This is a genomic window from Streptomyces sp. 8K308 (genome assembly GCF_004348315.1).
In the GTDB taxonomy this organism is placed as follows: domain Bacteria; phylum Actinomycetota; class Actinomycetes; order Streptomycetales; family Streptomycetaceae; genus Streptomyces.
Genome location: NZ_SMKC01000034.1, coordinates 17,780 through 37,042 on the forward strand (window position 1 = coordinate 17,780; position 19,263 = coordinate 37,042).

Sequence of the window (19,263 nt, forward strand, 5' to 3'; positions counted from 1 at the left end):
GGGTGGTCCTGTGGGGGTCAGCGCTGGTAGCGGTTGAGGATCCGGTTGCCGTCCTCGGCGAGCTCCTCGCGCAGCCCCGCGAGGTCCAGGGCGCCGGCGTAGTACTCCTGGAAGGCGGGGGTGGCGATCTTGTCCTTCCACTCGGGGTAGCCGCGCACCCCGAGCACCGGCGACGGCAGCAGCTGGTCGGCCAGTTCGGCGCCGACGTTCCACCCGTCGTCCGTGGTGTTGAGCGCGGGGTCGGTCAGCGCGGTGCGGCTGGTGGGCAGCATCCAGTCGCCGCGCGCCAGGTCGACGGCGTGCTCGGGGCGGGTGAGGAAGGCGATGAAGTCGGCGGCGGCCTGCTGGTGTTCGCTGTCCTCGGCCACCGACAGGGTCTGCGGCACCACGCCCTGGGCGAGTCCCTGCTCGGCGCCGCCGGTCGGCATGGGCAGCACGGTCCACTCGAAGCCGTCGGGGGCCTGCTGGCTGACCTGCTGCCGGAAGGAGAAGTTGAGCGGCACCATGGCGTAGCGGTCGGCGAAGAAGCCGGGCAGCGTCTCGGAGCCCGACATGCCGAGGCTGCCGCTCGGCGCCGTGCCGTCCCGGTGCACCTGGCGGTTGACCAGCTCGGCGAAGGCGGAGTCGGCCGCGTCGAAGCGCACCACGTTCCTGCCGTCCTCCCGGTGGAAGACCTGGCCGCCTGTGGTCAACGAAAGGTTGACCGACTGGGCCACCGGCTCCCGCATGGACCAGGCGACGCCGTAGGTCTCCGGGGTGCCGTTGCCGTCCTCGTCGGTGGTCAGCGCCCGGCAGGCCGCCTCGAACTCGGCCCAGGTCCACGGTTCCTCGGTGGTGGGCACCCGAACCCCGGACGCCTCGAGCAGCCGGCTGTTGGCGATCAGCACGCGCGGCTCCTGGAGGAACGGCACGCCGTAGACGCCGCCGTCGTAGGTGGTGGTGGCCCAGGACTCCTCGGGTACGTCGGCGCGCAGCTCGTCGGGGAGCAGCCCGCTCAGGTCGGCGAGGAAGCCGCCGTTGGCGAAGTTGGTGAGGTCGGAGGCGTCGTTGTGGATGATGTCTGGGGCCTCGCCGCCCTCGAACGAGGTCAGCAGGTGGTCGTGGATGTTGTCCCAGCTGCCCTGCACATAGCGCACCCGCACGTCGGGGTTGGCCGCGTTCCACTCCTCGACCAGCGCCTCGTTGGCGGCGATCGACTCCTCCTGCCAGGCCAGGCTGAGGAACTCGAGGGTGATCGTGCCGTTGTCGGCGCCGTCACCCGCGCCGGCGCAGCCGGCGAGGGTGACCAGCGCGAGGGCGGCGGCAGCCGCCCGGGGGAGTCGTCGTGGCATCAGCCCTTCACCGCCCCCGCGAGCATGCCGCCGACCAGGCGCCGCTGGAGCAGCGCGAAGAACAGCAGCGTCGGCAGGGTGGCGAGCACCGAGGCGGCGGCCAGCGGGCCGAGGTCCGCCACGCCCTCGGCGCCGATGAAGTGGGTGAGGATCACGGACATCGTCTGCTTCTCCGGGGACTTGAGCAGGACCAGGGCGAAGAAGAACTCGTTCCAGGCGGTGACGAAGGAGAACATCAGGGTGGCCACCAGGCCCGGGGTGAGCATCGGCAGCACGACGCTGGCCAGGGTGCGGAGCCGGCCGGCGCCGTCCATCGCGGCGGCCTCCTCGAGTTCGAGCGGCACCGCCCGCACGTAGCCCTGGAGCATCCAGAGCGCGAACGGCAGGTTCCACACCACGTAGACCAGGACCAGGCCCGGCAGCGAGTTGATGAGGTGCAGGTTTCGCAGCACCAGGAACAGCGGGATGATGACCAGCACGAAGGGGAACATCTGGCTGATCAGGATCCAGACCGTGCCGGCCTGGCTGATCCGGGAGCGGAAGCGCACCATCACGTACGCCGCCGGCACGGATATCGCCACGGCTATCAGCGCCGCGCTGACCGCCACCAGCAGGCTGTTGAGCGCCGAGCGCAGCAGCGGCTGCGCGTCGAACGCGTCCCGGTAGTTGTCCAGGCTTGGCTCCCTCGGCAGCCACGTCGGATCGATCGCGCCCAGCTCCTGCGGTGACTTGAACGAGGTGGACACCAGCCACAGCAGCGGGAAGGCGAGGAAGACGAGGTACGCGGCCAGCGCGAGGTACTGCCCGGCGCGGGCGGCTCGGCGCCGGGCCGACACCGACCGCCTGCCGCCGCCCGCCGCGCGGGGCGCGGCGGAGCCGGCGCGTGGCGGCGCGACCATCGCAGGCCCCGGGCTCCTGTCGTCGCTCATCGGGTCTCTCCCTTCAGCCGGTTCCGCAGGAACAACGTCAGGAAGACGGCGACGACGGCGACCAGGACCAGGCCCATCGCGGCGGCGTAGCCGTACTGGCCGTAGGTGAAGGCCTCCTCGTAGACGAAGAGGCTCGGCAGCCTGGTCTCGCCGGCGGGGCCGCCGCCGGTGAGCACGTACACCAGGCCGAAGGAGTTGAAGTTCCAGATGAAGTTGAGCGCGGTAATGGCCAGCACCACGGGCCGCAGCGCCGGCCAGGTCACCGTCGTGAAGCGGCGCCAGACGCCGGCGCCGTCGATCTGCGCGGCCTCCCGCAGCTCGTGCGGGACGTTCTGCAGGCCGGCGAGGAGCACGACGGTGGTCTGCGGCATCCCGGCCCAGACGCCGACGACGATGACGGCGGGCAGCGCGAGCGACAGGTCGGTGAGCCAGTCGACGTTCTCCGTGATCAGGCCGAGGTCGGAGAGCGTTCCGTTGAGGATGCCGGCGTCCTGGTGGTAGACCAGCCGCCACATGATGCCGACGACCACCTCGGGCATGGCCCAGGGGACGATGGCCAGCGTCCTCGCCAGCCAGCGGAACCGCAGGTCCTGGTTGAGCAGCAGGGCGAGGCCGAGCGCCAGCAGGAACTGCAGGGCGGTGACGCAGACGGCCCACACCACGCCGATCCGGAACGACTCCCAGAACAGGTCGTCGTGCCGGAGGTCCTGGAAGTTGAGGGTGCCCACGAACTGGGTGGGGGAGGTGCGGCCGGCCTGCGCGTCGGTGAACGCCAGCGAGATGCCGTAGAGCAGCGGCCCGACGCTCAGCAGGAGTATCGGGAGCAGCACGGGGAGCAGCAGGAACCAGGCCCCGCGGTCGAGGCCGAGGGCCTGTCGGCGGCGCCCTGGCGTGCGGGGCGGCGGGGTGCCGCGGCTGCCCGGGGCGGCGTCGGCCCGAGCGGCGGTGAGACTCATGGTCACCTTCTGGGGTCGGTCGCCGGCGCGGTGGAGGCGCGCACGACGAGGCGGGGCGGGGTGGTGGTGGTCCGGGGCGCGGGCACGAGCGGGTTCCCGGCCGGGCCTTCGAGTCGGTCGAGGAGCATCAGGGCGGCGCGCCGGCCGCGCTCGGCGGAGCCGAGGTCGACGCTGGTGAGCGGCGGCCAGCCGGCCTGGGCGAGCGCGCTGTCGTCCATGCCGGCCACGGCGAGGTCGTGCGGTATCCGAAGGCCGTGCGCGAGCAGGGCGTGCGCGGCGCCGAGCGCCAGCTGGTCGTTGGCGCAGAAGACGGCGTCCGGGCGGGCGGCGAGCAGTCGCTCGGCCGCGGCCTGGCCCTGCTCGATGCCGAAGTCGGTGTGGACGACGAGGTCCGGGTCGTAGGGGAGGCCGCAGACGGCGAGCGCGGCGCGGTAGCCGAGGTCGCGGTTGTGTCCCGGGACCGTGTCCGACGGGCCGCCGATGTAGGCGATCCGCCGCCGCCCCGTCTCGTGCAGGTGCCGCACGGCGAGCGCGGCGCCGGCGACCGAGTCGGCCCGCACGCTGTCCACCGGGCCGGGCTCCGGCAGCGAGCCGATGACCACCACGGGGCCCGCCGCGGAGGCCAGCGCCGCCAGGTGCTCGTCGGTGATGCGGATCGGGCAGAGGATGAGCCCGTCGCTCGTGCGGTCGCCGAGGCTGCGCAGCACGGCCAGTTCGTCCTCGGCGACCGCGTCGGTCGAGTGCAGCAGCAGGCGGTAGCCGGCGGCCTTGGTGACGGCCTGGATCGCCCTGACCATCGCGACGTAGACGGGGTTGCCGATGTCGGGCATGGCGAAGGTGAGCTGTCTCGTTCTGCCGCCCTTGAGGGAACGGGCGACCGCGTTGGGCACGTAGCCGAGCTCGGCGGCGGCGCGGCGCACCCGCTCGGTGGTGTCCCGGCGGGCGCCCTGACCATTGAGCACGCGGGAGACCGAGGCGGTCGAGACGCCAGCGCGCCGCGCGATCGACACGATGGTCGGTTGTCCACCGTTCGGCATCCCATCCGTCCCTTTTCTTGGGATAGTTCCGGTTTCTGTAATCGTTTCCAGCGGCTGTAATCGTTTACAGATGTTGCTGTCGTGTTTCCCGGCCCGTCAAGGGGTGGTCGTCGATCGATACCTGCCCGACACCCTTGCGCCGGGCGGATGTTGACTCTCACTCAGCTTTCGCCCGCGGCCAACAGGTCCTGATCCTCGGCCGACTTGGCCAGCAGCTCCAGCATCGCCAGCTCGGCGCGCGCCGCGTCCCGGTCGCGGACCGCGTCCAGCACCGCGCGATGGCTCGGCACCGGATCGCCCGCCGCCGGGTGCGCGTGCACCAGGCGGTCCCGCTCCCGCAGCCCGGGCTCGAGCAACAGGTCCAGCCGGCCGAGGAGTTCGTTCCCGGTGGCGGCCAACAGGGCCCGGTGGAACGCGGTGTCGGCCTCGGTCGCCGCCGCGGAGTCGCCGTGCGCACCGGCCATCGCCGCCAGCGCCGCGTCGAGCGCGGCCAGATCGGACTCGGTGCGGCGCAGCGCGGCCCGGCGGGCGGCGGCCGGCTCGACTATGGAACGCACGTCGGCCAGGTCCCGCAGCAGCTGCTCCGAGTCTCCGCTGACGACCCGCCAGTGGATCACGTCGGGATCGAGCAGGTTCCACGCCGAGCGGGCGCGGACGAAGGTGCCGCGCTTCTGCCGGGCGTCGATCAGGCCCTTGCCGGCCAGCACCTTCAGCGACTCGCGCATCACGGTGATGCTCACGTCGAGCTGCTCGCCGAGCGCCCGCACGTCCAGCGTGTCGCCCTCGGTGAACTCGCCGCCGACGATGCGCGCACCCAGCTGGTGCACCACCTGCCCGTGCACGCCGCGGGCTGAGTAGGCCGCCATGACGAGCTCCCGGGGTGGAGGGTGATCGGACGCGCCCAGTCTAGCCTGGACATTATTTATGAATAGTTATTGACGGGGCGATGACCCGCCGGCGCGAGTACCCGCGCCGGCGGGGACGCGGCGGCCGCGCCGGCGGGTTCGGCGGCGCGCGCTTCGCCGGTCGGGCCGGCGTGGCGGGGCTACCAGCGGTCGTGGACCAGGGGGCGGATGCGGTGGTCGTAGAGGTCGCGGATGGCGTCGAGTGTCTCGTCCCGCAGGGCCGGCAGCGCGGCGGCCGCCGCGTTGGCGTGGGCCTGGTCGCGGTCGCGGGCACCGGGGATGACCGTGGAGACGCCCGGCTGCTGGAGAATCCAGCGCAGGGCCGTCTGCGCGGGGGTGGCCCCCTCGGGCGCCAGCTCCGCGAACTCCACGGCCGCCGCCACGCCCGTGGCGTAGTCGACGCCGGAGAAGGTCTCCCCCTGGTCGAAGGCCTCGCCCTGCCGGTTGTAGGTGCGGTGGTCGTCCGGCGGGAACACGGTGTGCTCGGTGTACCGGCCGGACAGCAGGCCGCTGGCCAGCGGCACGCGGGCGATGATGCCGACCCCGGCGTCGTCGGCGGCGGGCAGCACCTCCTCGAGCGGCTTGAGCCGGAACGGGTTGAGGATGATCTGCACGCTCGCCGTGCCGGGGCGTCCGATCGCGGTGAGCGCCTCCGCGCACGTCTCCACGCTCACCCCGTACGCCGCGATCCGCCCCTCCTCGACCAGGGTGTCAAGCGCGTCGAAGACGGCGTCCGAGGAGAAGACCGGCGTGGGCGGGCAGTGCAACTGCACCAGGTCGAGCCGGTCGACGCCCAGGTTCCGGCGTGAACGGTCCGTCCACGCACGGAAGTTGTCCAGGGTGAACTGCGCCGGGTCCTGCGCCACCCGGCGGCCCATCTTGGTGGCCACCAACACCCCCGCGTCCGGGCGCTCGCGCAGGAACCGGCCGATCAGCCGCTCACTGCGCCCGTCCCCGTAGACGTCCGCGGTGTCGAAGAAGGTCACCCCGGACTCGACGGACGCCTCGAGCACCGCGAGCGCCTCGTCCTCCCTCACCTCGCCCCAGTCCGCCCCGAGTTGCCAGGTGCCGAGGCCGACCTCGGAAACCCGCTGGCCGCTCCTGCCGAAGACCCGTTGCCGCATGTTCTCCCTCTCCACTGGTTTACAGGATGCGCGCGATAGTCCACATGGTGCCCCTGATCGTCCACACAGGACGATCTAGCCTGAACTCCGCCCGAGCCGCGCGGCCCCCCACCCCCCATGCAGAGCCGTCTGGGAAGGAAGGCACGACATGCCCGCACGAAGGAAAACGAGGACAGTGGCGACGGCCTGGTGTGCCGGTCTGCTCGCCGCCGTCGCGGGACTGGCCACCGTCGACACCGCCCAGGCCGCGCCGGTCGAGGCGGCGGTCGCGACCCTCTACGTGGCGCCGAACGGCACCGACGGCGCGGCCGGCACGATATCGGCCCCGACGACCCTCACCTCCGCGATCAGCCGCGTGGACCCCGGCGGGACGATCTACGTGCGCGGCGGCACCTACAACTTCTCGACGACCGTCACCATCCCGCCGGGCAACAACGGCACCTCGAGCGCCCGCACCCGGCTGACCGCGTACAACGGTGAGCGGCCGGTGTTCAACTTCTCCGCCCAGAGCGAGAGTTCCTCCAACCGCGGGCTCGCGGTGAACGGCAACTACTGGCACGTCTACGGCATCACCGTCGAACGCGCCGGCGACAACGGCATCTTCGTCGGCGGCAACAACAACATCCTCGAGCGCACCCTGACGCGCTACAACCGCGACACCGGCCTGCAGATCGCGCGGATCTCCTCCAGCACCCCGCGCGCCCAATGGCCCTCCAACAACCTCGTGCTGAGCGCCGAGTCGCACGACAACGCCGACTCCGACGGCGAGGACGCGGACGGCTTCGCGGCCAAGCTCACCGTCGGCAACGGCAACGTCTTCCGCTACGCCGTCGCCCACAACAACGCCGACGACGGCTGGGACCTCTACACCTACGCCGACGAGGAGGCGATCGGCCCGGTGACCGTGGAGGACTCCCTCTCCTACGAGAACGGCACCCTCAGCGACGGCACCCAGCTGACCAACGGCGACCGCAACGGCTACAAGCTCGGTGGCGAGGACGTTCCGATCAACCACGTCATCCGGCGCAACATCGCCGTCGACAACGGCCAACACGGGTTCACCTACAACCGGAACCCGGGCTCGATGACGATCTCGAACAACGTGAGCATCGGCAGCGAGGAGCGCAACTTCAACTTCGACGCCGGCAGCTCGGTGTTCCGGAACAACACCTCCTGCAACGGCGGGTCGAACGACCGGATCGTCGGCAACTCCGACAGCTCCAACCAGTGGTACTCCGGCTCCAACGGCTCCCGGTGCGCCACGTACTCGGGCGCCCTCGGCTGGTCCTTCGCCTCCGACGGCCGCCTCACCGTGACCTTCGGCGGCCGGGTCGTCACACCGTAACCGACGACCGAACGCGTCCCCCCAACAGGGCCGGCACCCGTCACCACGGGTGCCGGCTCGTTTCTTACTGGCGCGTAAAAATCATGGGTCGACCCCCTTGCCATCCGCCTCTCCAGGCGAGTCAATGAACCTCGCAGGAGTGACAGCCCGTCAGAGAGCGACGGGCAAGCCGGTACGGCCCTGAGAGCCGCTGCGCCGTACGCACTCCGGCCACCACTCCGCCGCGCGGGCCCGCGCTGTCGCAATGCCAGGTAACTCCCCCACGCCGAAAGGTAGTTCCCATGCGACGCAGCAAGCTCAGGATCGGTTCCGTGACGACGGTCGCGGCGTTAGCCACCGGCGCCCTCGCCCTGGCACCCGCCGCCTCCGCGGTCGAGCCGACGACCGCGACCGTCTCGGCCGACTGCGGCACGTACGGCTCGGGCGAGGCGACGCTCGTGGCCACCCAGAACGGCACCTCAGCCACCATCACCCTCACCTCGTCGGCGGTCACCGCGCCCATCGACGTCCCGGCCGGCTCCGTTCGCTCCACGCTGACGCTCACCAGGAACGGCAGTGGCACGACGACGTTCACCGGCAGCAGCAACCCGGCGATGGGCGCGGGCGACGCCGTCACCACCGGCCCGCTGAGCGGTACGGTCACCGCCGGTGACGTGCTCGAGGCGCAGTCGCTCAGGTTCACGGTCTTCGGCATCATCACCGTGACCTGCACGGCGACCTCGCCGCAGTCGCCCGGGCCGTTCGTGTTCTGATCCGCCGGGCGGAAACGGCCCGTCGGGTGGTGGGTGGGCGGCTCGTCCACCCACCACCCACGCCGTCCCCGCTAGGCGCTCGTCGTGCTCGGGGCCGTGACGAGGGTGAGCTCGTTGTCGATCGTGAAGGCCAGGCGCAGTTCTACGCCGTCGCGGCGGATGGCCGGGTGGACGTCCGTTCGCCTGCGGTCGGGCGTGTCGCCCGCCAGCCGGCCCAGGGGGACGGGCGGTTCCTCGGGGACCGTGAGCCGGAGACGCCAGGCGGGGGCCGCGGCGAGCCGGGCGGCCAGCGTGTGGCGCAGCACGATCCGCAGCCGGCCCTCGCCGTCCGGCTCCACGGGCAGCGCCAGCGGCGCGCCGCCCTCGGCCCGGGCCGCGGCGCCGGTCACCGTGGTCGCCGCCGGCAGCGGGGTGACCGTGACGGCGGTCGCCTCCTCGGTGATCTCGACGGACTCCACCGCGGCGTGCGCCGGCCGTCGCCACACCCGAAGGGTGAGGTTGCCGTCCTTGGTGGTGTAGGGGATCCAGACGCTGACGCCGCCGGCCGCGACGGCCGGGCGGGCCGTGACCAGGGCCGCCCGCTCGACGAGCCGCGCCGCGACCCGCCGGGGCCTGCGGGGGCCGGCGATGGCGAGGAAGGCGTCCCAGCGGCCCTCCGCCAGGTCGTGCTCGTCCCGGGTGATGACGGTGCGGCCGTCGCGGTCGAGTGGGACCAGCACCTCGGTGCGCTTGGCCGCTCCGCGCAGCCGCAGGACCAGGTCGCCTCGGGCCGCCGGCTCGACCCGGACGGCCAGGGCCCCGTCGCGGCGGGCGACCGCATGGGCGGCGGGCGGCTGGCCCATCGCCTTCGCGGCCGGCGCGTGCGGCGTGGCCCTGAGGCCGGCGAGCAGTCGGCGCAGCCTGCCGCGTCGGGCGGGCCTGGTCCGGGGCCCAAGCCGGGCGAACAGCTCCTCGTAGCGCCGGGCGATGACGTCGGGCGTGTAGCGCTTGGCGGTCTCCAGCGCGGCCGCGCCCATGCGGTGGCGCAGCGCGTCGTCCACCATCAGGGTGCGCAGGCCGTGCGCGATGGCGTCCGGCCCGCCGTCCTCGGGAACCAGCAGGCCGTCCTTGCCGGGTGTGATGATCTCCGCCGGGCCTGTCGGACAGTCGGTGGACACCACAGGCACGCCGCAGGCCATGGCCTCCACGATGGTCAGGCCGAACGACTCCCACCAGGAGGTCACGGCGGCGATCGAGCCCTTGGCCCACTCCGTCTCGATGGGGGAGACCGCGCCCATCAGCCGGGCCCGGTCCCACAGGCCGAGATGCTCGACGCGGGCGCGCAGCTCGTCCCGCAGCGGTCCCCGGCCGTAGATGCGCAGCCGCCAGTCGGGGAACTCGTCCGTCAGCTGGGCGAAGGCGTCGAGCAGGCGGTCGTAACGCTTCTGGTCCACGAGACGGCCGGCCGCCACGATCACCCTGCTGTCGCCGTTGGACGGCGCGACGGCCGGCGGGACCGAGGAGTTGGGGATCCACACGATCCGCTCGGCCACGGCCGGCAAGGCGGCGCGGTAGGCGGCGGTGTCCGCGTCCGAGACGGGCGCGAACGCGTCGAGCAGCGGCACGGACGACAACTGCAGTCTCCGTGCGGCGGAATGGCGTCTCCCCAGTGTGGAGTGTTCCTGGCCGACCCTCAGGTACGGGCGTCCCGCGCCGAGCGTGCCCAGGTAGTGGCTCAGCGTCGGGCGGGTCGAGACGACCACGTCCGCGTCCAGGGTCGCCAGGTGGTCGGCCATGCGCCGGTCGCTCAGCAGGGAGACACCTCGCCGCCAGTGCGGCAGCCGCTCGCTCGGCGCCGACGCCTCGGGCAGCTCCAGGTCCCGCGAGCCGGGCCGCTGGTCGATCAGGGTGTCGATCGGCACCCGCGGGCCGAACGCGAAGCTGGTGGTGTCCCGGTGCCGGTACAGGCTCGTCACCCGTACCTGGTGCCCGCGCGCCGCCAAGCCTCCCGACAGGTTCGCGACGGACCGGATGGTGCCGCCGATGCCGTAGGCGTTGTTCAGCAGGAAAGCGATCTTCAAGACAACCCCCCGAGTTGATCTTGTGAGGAGCGGATAACGCCGCACAAGGGGGACCGGTGTGGGCGGTGGAAGGTTGGGTACCCGGGACGCGCTTCTTCACCTGCGGGTGAGTCATCGAGTTGCATGAGGGAGGTGCCATGGCGCGGGAGACGCCCGAGATGCGGGAAGACGGGGCCACACCGGCCGACCGCCGGGCCGTCGCCCGGCGGCGCGCCCTGCGGAAGGGGCAGCACGACGACATCATCAGCGTGCTGATGCTGATCGCCGGGGCGGCGCTGTTCTTCGGGCCCTGGGTCGCGGGTCAGATGGCGGACAATGCCAAGGACGCCAGCAGCAACGAGCTGGTGGTGGGCCTGATCGTGGTCTTCGTCGCGGGGCGCCGGCTCTCCAGGGGCGCGGGTCTGCGCTCCGACCTGGTGATCCTGCTGGCCGGCGGCTGGATGATCGCGGCGCCGTTCGTCTTCGGCCGCGGCGACACCCGGGTGAACGGGCCGAGCACCTTCGACGTGACCATCGGGATCCTGCTCACGGTTTTCGCGCTGGTCGGCCTCGGGCTGCTGCGGGCCGCCCGAGGACCGGGGCGCCGGGCGCGGCACGCGTGAGCGCGGCCGCGCCCGGCGGCGCGGTGCCGGTCAGGCGTTGAGGATCCAGGAGAGGTTGAAGCGACGCCACAGGAGGGCGCGGTACGAGTCGCCGCCCGTCCCGTCGTTGAAGAAGTCGGTCTCGACGAGGGCGCCGATGCGGTAGTCGGCGGTCTTGGTCATGCTGGTGTAGCCGCCCTCGTAGCCCACCCCGGAGACCGGCGCGTCGGCGAGGGCGCGGCTCGCCGTGTAGGTGCGGGCGTCCGCGTCGTAGCTGATGCGGACGCGCAGCGCCCGACGGCTGCTGGTGGAGGCCGGGTTGAGGAAGATGGTGCGGGCCGGCGCGTCGACGTTGTAGGCGAGCACCGAGCCCTGGCACAGGGGGTCGGGCAGACCGGTGTCGGCGGCGAACGAGCCGAAGCCGCTGAGCGTGCCGCGCGCGACCATGCGGTAGTCGCCGGTCAGGGCACGGTCGTTGCGGTAGAGGTTGCCGTCCGGGGTCTGCGCGATGGTGCCCTCGTTGAAGGTCTGCGACAGCCTCTGGTACGACCACGTCCGGTTGCCGGCAGAGCCCCGGCCGATGATGTTGCGGCCCTGAGCGGGGATCACCAGCTCTCCGGAGCGCAGTCGTATGCCGTTGCCCGGGCCGACGGCGTCCCAGGCCCAGCCGGACGGGGTGAGCTGCGAGGTCAGTCGCTGGGGCGTCGACCAGGTGTTGCCGTCGTCGGTGCTGGTGCTCAGGTAGAGGTGCCGGCGGCCGGCGTCGGTCGAGTCGACCGCCCTGGTGCGGGAACCGTCGGGCAGGAGGTCGCCGCCCTCGAAGCTGCGGTCGCCCGCGTTCCACGACATGAAGAGGTAGACGGTGTTGCCGTCCACCACCGGGGTCGGGTTGCCCCAGGTGCCGTTGCCCGAGCCGACGACCTCGCGCAGCGGCTCCCAGTCGGCCGGATTCGCGCCGTGGTCACTGGTGGTTCTGGTGCGCTTGTAGACGAGGTTGATGTCGCCGTAGTCCCTGTTGTTGTGCCGCCGGCCCTCGGCGAAGGCGAGGATGCGGCCGGTGCTCGTGGTGACCACGGCGGGGATGCGGAACGAGTGGAAGCCGACCCCGGACGAAAGCCGGTCGGGGGACGACATGTTGGCGCTGCGGAACAGCGGGAACGCCCGGTGGTACGGCGCGGCGTCTCCCGCCGGGTCGTCCACCGCGGCGGCCGGTGCGGCGGTTGGCGCGGCCGCGTGCGCGGTGCGGGCCAGGCTGGCGGCGAGGGCGGTACCGAGGCCGGCCGCGATCGCGGTGCGGCGGTTGAAGCCCGTTGAAGCCACTTCGACTCCCAACTCCCTTGTGGGGGGCTGTGGTTGTGGGGGAACAGCTGAGTGGTGGCATGCACCTGATCGGTGCCTCTCGGTAAGGTAAGACAAGGGACGTGGGACGTCCAGCGTTGCGATCGTGACGAGGTGACGTCACGTCATGTCGGCGGCGTGCCGTCAGTGGCCCCCACGACCGCCGCCTCGGCCACCGCCACCGCCGCGGCCGCGGAACGGGTTGAGGTTGGGGCGGTGCGGCCTGTGGTCTCGCCGGTCACGGCGCTCGCGGTCGTCGTGACGGTCGTGGGGTCTGCCGTCGTGGTCGTCGCGCGGTCCGTGCCGTCGCTCGTCGTGGTCGTCGCGCGGGCGTTCCTCAGGTCCTGGCCGGCGGCCGAGCGGTACCACGTCCGAGTAGATCACCCGGTTCTCGGTCGGATCGATCGGATCGGCCTCGCTGTCCGGGCGCAACCCCTCCGTCTCGAACACCATCAGCCGGACCTGACCGCCATCGCGCGCCGGCGGCACCTCGCCGGAGAAGACGGTGCCCGTCGCCGTGTCCTCGCGAGCCAACTCCACCCGGGACTCCGGGATCTCCACCCAGCCGAGCGCGTCGTCCGGCACCTCGGGATCGCGCCGTTCCAGGACGGCCACCACGCGCGGGGCGCCGTTGGGCCCCGGCCGGTACGAGGGACCCTCGACGCGCACCGACACCGGGCCCGGCCGGTGCTCGTGGCCCTCGTGGTGCCGCCCGCGTGCGTGCCGGCCGCGGTGGTGCCGGCCGAAGCGTCCCATGAACTCACGGAACCGGCCGGGGTGCGGCCCGTCGTCGGGCCGGGACCGGGTGACGGTGAGCAGCCGCTCGGGCAGAACGCGGACGAGCTCGGACAGCACCACGGGCGACAGGTGGAGGCCGTCCAGCGAGTTCGGTTGGTACCTGGCCAACGCCAGCCGGGCGAACGGCAGATAGGCGTCACCGGCGTCGATGTCCAGGTCGCAGAACCAGCGGTTGCTCGCCTCGTCGAACTTCGGCGCGTAGCCGACGACCGTCACCGTCAGGTTCTCGGGGACCCCGGGGCCGGTCAGCCTCACGCCCGGCTTCGTGAGGGCCGCTCCCGGGAAGGTGGCGGCCGAGGGGCGGGCGACGGCCGCCGACTCATGGATGGGATCGCGCCCCATCAGGGTGACGAACGGCAGCACGTTCTCCGGCGGATCGCCCGCACCCTCGTGCAGCAGGACGCCGAGCAACTCCCCGTCGCCCGAGGAGAACCACGGGCGGGCGAGGTAGATCCGCAGCCCGCCGCCCCGCCGGCGCCGGACCGTGGTGCCCCGTTCGGCCTCGATGTCCTCGAAACCGATGGTCGGCACCGAGTACAGCAGGTTCGGCGCCGCCGGCCGGGCGCTGCTGGGCACCACGTGCTCCACCGGGTCGCCGTGCGTCGAGAAAGCGTCCGGGTCCTCGTTCCTGAGCGTGGCCGGGAAGTGGTCGGCGAAGGCCGAGGTGGCCACCGGGCGGTAGGTGACCAGCCGGTGCTTGGTGTCGCCGAACTCGTGACTGGCCGGGACCGCCGGGGTGTTGGGACGTCCGTCCCGGGTGAACGCCTCGGCGGCGCGCGAGTTGAACGTCAGACGGTCGCCCTCCAGCCGACAGGGGAACCCGTCGGGAGGCGCGCCGGTGAGCGTGAACTTCTTCGCCAGGGCGAGCGGGATGTGCCAGACCGCGCCGCTCTTGCCCTGCGGGCCCGGCGGGTTCTCCTTCCTGCCGTCGTCGATCTGCTCGGTCCACTCCGCCAGCAGGTCGATCCGTTCGGTGCTGCCCGCGTGCAGGTCCACCGTGCCCGACAGATAGGCGGCCGTCTCGCCCTCCTTGCGCTCGGTGCCGTCGCCGAAGGTGAGCCGGGGCGGGGACAGGGGCCGCTGCACGGCGTGGACCAGGGTGATCGCCTGCCAGGGCGTCACCATCCAGTGCTGGTTGGCGGCGACCGCCTCGTGGATGGACGTCATCTCCGCCTGCCGGTCCCGACCGTCCTGCGCGTCCCGCTCGTCGTCCTCGAGAGCGCGACGGCACAACTCGACGGCGCCCAGGACGGGCCCGGTCGTGGCCATGTCGAGCCGGGAGCAGACGCGGAGGGTGCGCGTGGTGGCCTTGGCCAATGGAACCGTCAGCACCCGCTCGTCCGAGTCGAACCGGTGCTCCCCCTCGCCCTCCACGAGGCGCAGCCGCAGCGATCTCGGCTCGTGCCAGGTGGGGCCGTCCCAGCCGACCGTGAAGACCTCCGCCGCGCCGGGCAGGTCGAGCACCAGCGGCCCTGTCGCGGCGGGGTCGGGCAGATGCCTGACGGCGACCTGTTCGCCGGTGTGCACCGCATACCGCCTGCCCTGCTGATCGGCGTCGGGCGTGACGATCTCCACCCCCGGCAGCTCCTCGTCGTCCAGCCTGCCGCTCTCCCGGATCGCGAGGTCATACGCCCTGCGGCGCACGTCCGGGTCCTCGGAGGACATGTCCTGGTCGAGCATGCCGTGCCGTTCCACACACTCCAGCGACGCGCGGGGGGCGACGAGGTGCCGCTCGTCCACGCCCCGGTACGGCACGCGGTCCCGGTGCGCGCGATTGAACCGGGTCGCGTACTCCTCCGGGGACTGGTCGACGACGCTGCGGATCACCATCCGGTGCTCCGACTCGGCCTCGTTGAAGCGGAAGCGCGGAACGACGGTCGGTGGCGGCACCGGGTCGAACCGCTGGAAGACCTGGGGATCGCCTTTCGGCTGCACCAGCTGGTCCGCGCCCTCGCCCGGACCCGCCGCGTCGAGCAGCGCGTCGGCCTGGGCGAGCGTCAGCCCGTTGCCCGCGAGGTCCACGGTGCGCACCCGCACCCGGTAGCGGTTGCCGAAGCGCAGCCGCGGCAGCGAACCCTGACCGGCCCTCGCCTCGATCCGCAGCGGCAGGGCGGTCACGGGCTCGTCGTCGATCGCCGTCACCCCGCCCGTCCTCTCCTCCCCGGTGCGCCCACCGGCCGCGCTCGGGAGCACCTTGCCGGGGCGCGGCGCGGACAGCGACCAGCCGTCCCAGCTGACCACCTGTTCGTGGACGGCGACCACGTCCGGCTGCTCGGGCTGGGAGACCAGCGAGTCCTGGAAGAAGCCCTCGTCGGCGTGCGAGGCGATGACGTCGTCCCGGTCCCTGCCGCGATAGGTGATGTCCCGCTGGTGCAGCGAGAACCACTTCCCTCGGCTCTCGTCGAACACGTCGAGCCGGTGTCCACGCACCAGGTCCTCGGCGTGCAGGACCACGACCGGATCGGGGATCGGGTCGGTGGCGGTGCCGAGCTTCGCCTCGCGCGTGACGGACGTCGCCAACTGCGCGTGCAGCGCGGCGGCTCGCCCCTGGTGGGTGAGGGCCATGCCCCTGGTCCGCAGGGCCGGGGCGGCCGACCCCGGGGCGTCCTGGCCTCCAGCCATGAGGGCGGTGCTCGTCACCTGCGCGCCGATGGTCTTGAGGGCGGCGCCGTCGATGTCGCTCTGGTCGAGGGAGAAGTCAGCGTCGGGCAGGGCCAGCAGGCCCCGGGCGAGCGGCCCCTCCCGTTTGTCCCGGCCGGCGGCGGCGAACAGTCCGGCGTCCCGGCGGAACACGAACGCCGTGCACGACCGGATGGGCCTGGTGGCCTCGGCGGGACCGTCGGAGGGCACGGTGGGCAGCACTCGCAGGCAGCGTTCCGCCGGCCCCTCGGGAGCGATGGCGTCGGCCGGCAGGAGGAAGTCGAGGACCAGGCCGAGCCTGCGCAGCAGGAAGGGGTGGTCGCCGAGCGCGGAGAGCATCCGGTGGAAGTCGATCTTCTCCTTCTGCTCGACGGGCCGGGGTGGGGCCGGCGTCGACCGGGCCTGGCGCGCCGGACGGTGGAAGGCCCGGTGCCGGTCCCGGTGGTGGAGCGCGTTCAGCGAGACGAACGGCGGCCGGACGTCGGCCTCCGCGCCGCCGGCGATGGCCGCGACGTGCCGGTCGCGTGCCTGGGCCGCCTGCGCCCGGGCCTCGGCCAGCGCCGCGTCGATGCGCTCGTCCGAGGCGCGCACCGCCTCGGCGGTCATCATCCCGGAGCCGTCTCCGCCACCGCTGGTCGTCCGGACGCGGAGTTCGCCAGGGCCCCCGTCGTCCGACGCCTCGCCCACCCCGGCCATCTGGGACGCGGTGGGCATGGAGCGCGGGGAGGTGCCGGCGACCCGGGCGAACTCGATACGGTTGTCGCGCGCCACGTCGCGGGCTGGGTAGCTGACGTAGACCTGACTGGTGTGGTCGTCGGGCGTGTGGGGTTCCACCGGCGTCTCCTTGGTGAAGAACCGTGCCCACAGCGCCGGGTCGGGCGGGGTGTCACCGAAGTCGGGCGTCGCGTCGAACGGGTCCCCGAGCGGGTTGCCGCCGGTGTCCGTCACGACCAGTTGGAAGGTGGCCCGGGTCATCCGCTCGGCCCACGTCAGGAAGTCGGGGAATGCGTCGAGGGTGGTGGCCGTCTCGGGGCGCAGCCGGGGCGCGACGAACACCGAGACCCTGGGCCGGCCGTCCGGACCGGAGAACCCGGCGGGGAGTGCGGTCCACTGGATGTCCTGGATGGGGTTGGGCATGCTCGCTCCCTCAGGCGGCGAAAGCCAGGCAGTACTGGTTCCAGTCGTCGGGGAGGACGAACTGACTGAAGGGGGGATCGCCCTCGTCCCCGCGGAAGCGGCGCTCCAGGTGCAGTGACACCGACTTGCTGAAGAAGGCGATCCGGACGCTGACCGTAACCCGGCCCTCGCCGTAGACCTCCGGGAAGCTCTTGCCGCCCTCGGAGATCTTCTCGTAGCTGAGCGCGAGGTAGAACTCGACGGAGACGGTGACGATGCCGAGTACCGACAGGTATCCGGAGCAGCGCACGTAGCCGCTGAGCAGGACCTTGTCGGGGCCGAGGGCGAAGTAGATGCCGGCCATGAGGGAGACACCGCCCTCGGCGATGCCCAGGTTCAGCGCGGCGCTGCCGCCGAACTCCAGTGCGCCCTCGATGAGTTCGACCTTGTCCCCGCGTGTGGTGATGGCCAGGAAGCCGCCACCGCTGAACGGGGCGATGCTCACGTTGAACGGCTTGTGGCGTTCGGAGACGCCGAACCGGAACCGGAACGGCTCCTCGTCGAAGGGGATGGACAGTTCGGCGGACAGCACCATGTTGGTGAGGCTGAACACCCCGATCGCCAGCGGGGGAAGGGCGAGGGAGTAACCGGTGCGGATGCCGCGCGGCGAGACGTCGACGAACGCGCCGGCGCCGAAGCCGTCCTTGGGCAGCAGCTCACGCAGCTCGTTGACGAACTCCAGGGCGCCCTTGAACTCCATCGTGATGCCGGAGGCCGTGACGTCGGGCTTGGCCCCGGGCCTGCTGACGAAGGACAGCTCGTCGGCGTGCACGCCGACCATGTCGGCGAAGTCCAGGTCGAGGTTGCGCAACCTGCCGGTGACCCGCGACTCGGTCAGGCCGTTCGGGGACACCTCGGTCCTGGCCTCCAGCGCCAGGGTGGTGTCGTCCAGCTTGATGAACTTCGGGACTCTTTCGCCACCCAGCTCGGGGGTCCACAGGTAGCGGATCACCCGCTTGCGTGTGGCCTGCTCCTCGAAGGAGCGCAGGACGGGCACCGGCAGCCCGGCGGTGTTCAGCAGGTTCTCGACCTGCTCGTCCGCCAGGTCGCGGAGAGTCGCAGGATCGATCGGCGGGACGGGCCCGAGGAGGTCGCCGAGGGCCAGCGTGCCCAGGAACCTGGCGTCGCCGAACGCCGCCTTGAGCGTGTCGGGAGCGGCGTTCTGGGCCTCGGCCATGGCGCCCGGCAGGGGGCCGGCGAGGCTGGTGATCCGGTTGATCCTGACGTCCGGCCGGGCGAGCCCGCCGACGTTCTGCGGGCCGAAGGCCAGGGGAAGGTCGGTGGCCTTGAGGTTCTTGTCGACCACGGACAGGAAGGAGCCGCTGGGGTGGGCCGCCGGGCCGGTGTCCACATAGTCCTTGGCGAGCGCGACCATCGCCTCGCCGCCACTGTTGGTCACGTGCTCCAGCGCCGGAACCCGGACGTGCGCGCCGGCCAGCGCCGGCAGAACCTTCAACGGATGATTGGACGCTTCGACCAGTTGGAAGACGAGCGACGTGACGGGCAGGGCCGTGGAGCCGGCCGCCTGGTCGGGTGGCTGTGCGAGGGCGAGGACCTGGCCGGCGAGCTTCTCGGCCGTTCTCCTGGGCGCGTTCGACTCGTGGTTGTAGGCGTCGCGAATGGCGGTGGGCATCTCGCCGCCGCCCTCGAGGAACATGAGGGGGAGTTTGAAGGTGACACGGCGGCCCTCGCGGTCGGTGCCGATGAGCGTGAAGAGGAAGGGGTTGCCGTCTTCGCCGCGCACGAAGGGCAGGTTCGGGTCCGGCACGCCGACGACCTCGGGCGACCTGACGTCCGTGATCCGCAACGACAGGAACGGCATCTCCCGCCCTTCGTTCCGGTACCCGACCGTGGCGCTGTCGTACGACAGCACCGGTTCCCGCACCGTGACAAACGACCTGCGTTGCAGGTAGGCCACCGTGGAGACCCCGTCCCGGCCGGCCTGGAACTTCCGGTCGAAGGTCTTCGTGAGGCTCGCGAGGTGGCCGCTCGACAGCCTGCCCCAGGTCTCCTTGCGGACGAAGCGGTCCCGGCCGAGGCCGGAGATGTTCTGATAGGAGATCAGGAGCACCTCGGGGAAGCCCCGCCGCCTGGCCTCGTCCGGGCTCGGGTAGTCCCAGGAGCCACCCAGTTCGGCGGTGGCGCCGAGCGGGGTGAGGAGGAGACGGTGGGCGAGCAGGGGCCGGGGCACATAGGCGCCCTCGGGTGAGGTCAGGCCGGTCTCGCTGGTGAGGGTGACGATCTCCTGAAGGTCCCGCGGCTGCAGGGGGAGGGGGGCTTCGCCGTGGTCG

General features: G+C 72.2%; 12 protein-coding genes and 1 pseudogene. 3 read left to right on the forward strand and 10 right to left on the reverse strand.

The features are described 5' to 3' along the window. Positions 1-17: 17 nt before the first annotated feature. The 6 genes from E1265_RS07935 to E1265_RS07960 form a co-directional block, all read right to left on the reverse strand. On the reverse strand, positions 18-1,331 hold the full coding sequence (locus tag E1265_RS07935) for a sugar ABC transporter substrate-binding protein (RefSeq protein WP_132929524.1): 1,314 nt from the start codon (positions 1,329-1,331) through the stop codon (positions 18-20). Beyond that, on the reverse strand, positions 1,331-2,230 hold the full coding sequence (locus tag E1265_RS07940) for a carbohydrate ABC transporter permease (protein ID WP_132929537.1): 900 nt from the start codon (positions 2,228-2,230) through the stop codon (positions 1,331-1,333). Before E1265_RS07940 ends, E1265_RS07935 begins: the two co-directional genes overlap by 1 nt. Positions 2,231-2,256: 26 nt before the next feature. Beyond that, positions 2,257-3,216 carry a sugar ABC transporter permease gene (locus tag E1265_RS07945; RefSeq protein WP_132929525.1) on the reverse strand — a complete coding sequence of 320 codons (960 nt, stop codon included), beginning with the start codon at positions 3,214-3,216 and terminating at the stop codon, positions 2,257-2,259. 2 nt (positions 3,217-3,218) lie between these two features. After that, positions 3,219-4,253, reverse strand: coding sequence for a LacI family DNA-binding transcriptional regulator (locus E1265_RS07950; protein WP_132929526.1), 1,035 nt, complete (start codon positions 4,251-4,253; stop codon positions 3,219-3,221). A gap of 161 nt (positions 4,254-4,414) precedes the next feature. Beyond that, positions 4,415-5,119, reverse strand: coding sequence for an FCD domain-containing protein (locus tag E1265_RS07955; RefSeq protein ID WP_132929527.1), 705 nt, complete (start codon positions 5,117-5,119; stop codon positions 4,415-4,417). A 179-nt stretch (positions 5,120-5,298) separates the two neighbouring features. After that, the gene (locus E1265_RS07960; RefSeq protein ID WP_132929528.1) at positions 5,299-6,282 is read right to left on the reverse strand and encodes an aldo/keto reductase; all 984 of its coding nucleotides are present in this window, start codon (positions 6,280-6,282) and stop codon (positions 5,299-5,301) included. A gap of 274 nt (positions 6,283-6,556) precedes the next feature. Here E1265_RS07960 and E1265_RS07965 point away from each other — a divergent pair. Next, positions 6,557-7,627, forward strand: a pseudogene (locus tag E1265_RS07965) (silent information regulator protein Sir2); the annotation flags it as partial. Between the two features lie 281 nt (positions 7,628-7,908). After that, entirely contained in the window at positions 7,909-8,379 is a 471-nt protein-coding gene (locus E1265_RS07970; protein WP_132929530.1) for a hypothetical protein, read from the forward strand. Positions 8,380-8,450: 71 nt separating this feature from the next. Here the strand turns inward: E1265_RS07970 and E1265_RS07975 are convergent, their stop codons facing one another. Continuing rightward, positions 8,451-10,439, reverse strand: a complete 1,989-nt coding sequence (locus tag E1265_RS07975) for a glycosyltransferase family 4 protein (protein ID WP_132929531.1) — start codon at positions 10,437-10,439, stop codon at positions 8,451-8,453. Between the two features lie 137 nt (positions 10,440-10,576). Here E1265_RS07975 and E1265_RS07980 point away from each other — a divergent pair, with 137 nt between their 5' ends. Beyond that, complete coding sequence (locus E1265_RS07980) at positions 10,577-11,041, forward strand: SPW repeat protein (protein WP_132929532.1); 465 nt, start codon at positions 10,577-10,579, stop codon at positions 11,039-11,041. 30 nt (positions 11,042-11,071) lie between these two features. Here the strand turns inward: E1265_RS07980 and E1265_RS07985 are convergent, their stop codons facing one another. From E1265_RS07985 to E1265_RS36900, 3 genes are all read right to left on the reverse strand, one after another. Beyond that, positions 11,072-12,340, reverse strand: coding sequence for an exo-alpha-sialidase (locus E1265_RS07985; RefSeq protein WP_132929533.1), 1,269 nt, complete (start codon positions 12,338-12,340; stop codon positions 11,072-11,074). Between the two features lie 162 nt (positions 12,341-12,502). Then, the gene (locus E1265_RS07990) at positions 12,503-16,933 is read right to left on the reverse strand and encodes a hypothetical protein (RefSeq protein WP_132929534.1); all 4,431 of its coding nucleotides are present in this window, start codon (positions 16,931-16,933) and stop codon (positions 12,503-12,505) included. Between the two features lie 10 nt (positions 16,934-16,943). After that, positions 16,944-19,263, reverse strand: a 2,320-nt coding sequence (locus tag E1265_RS36900) for a hypothetical protein (protein ID WP_207930999.1), incomplete at its 5' end; no start/stop codon positions are given.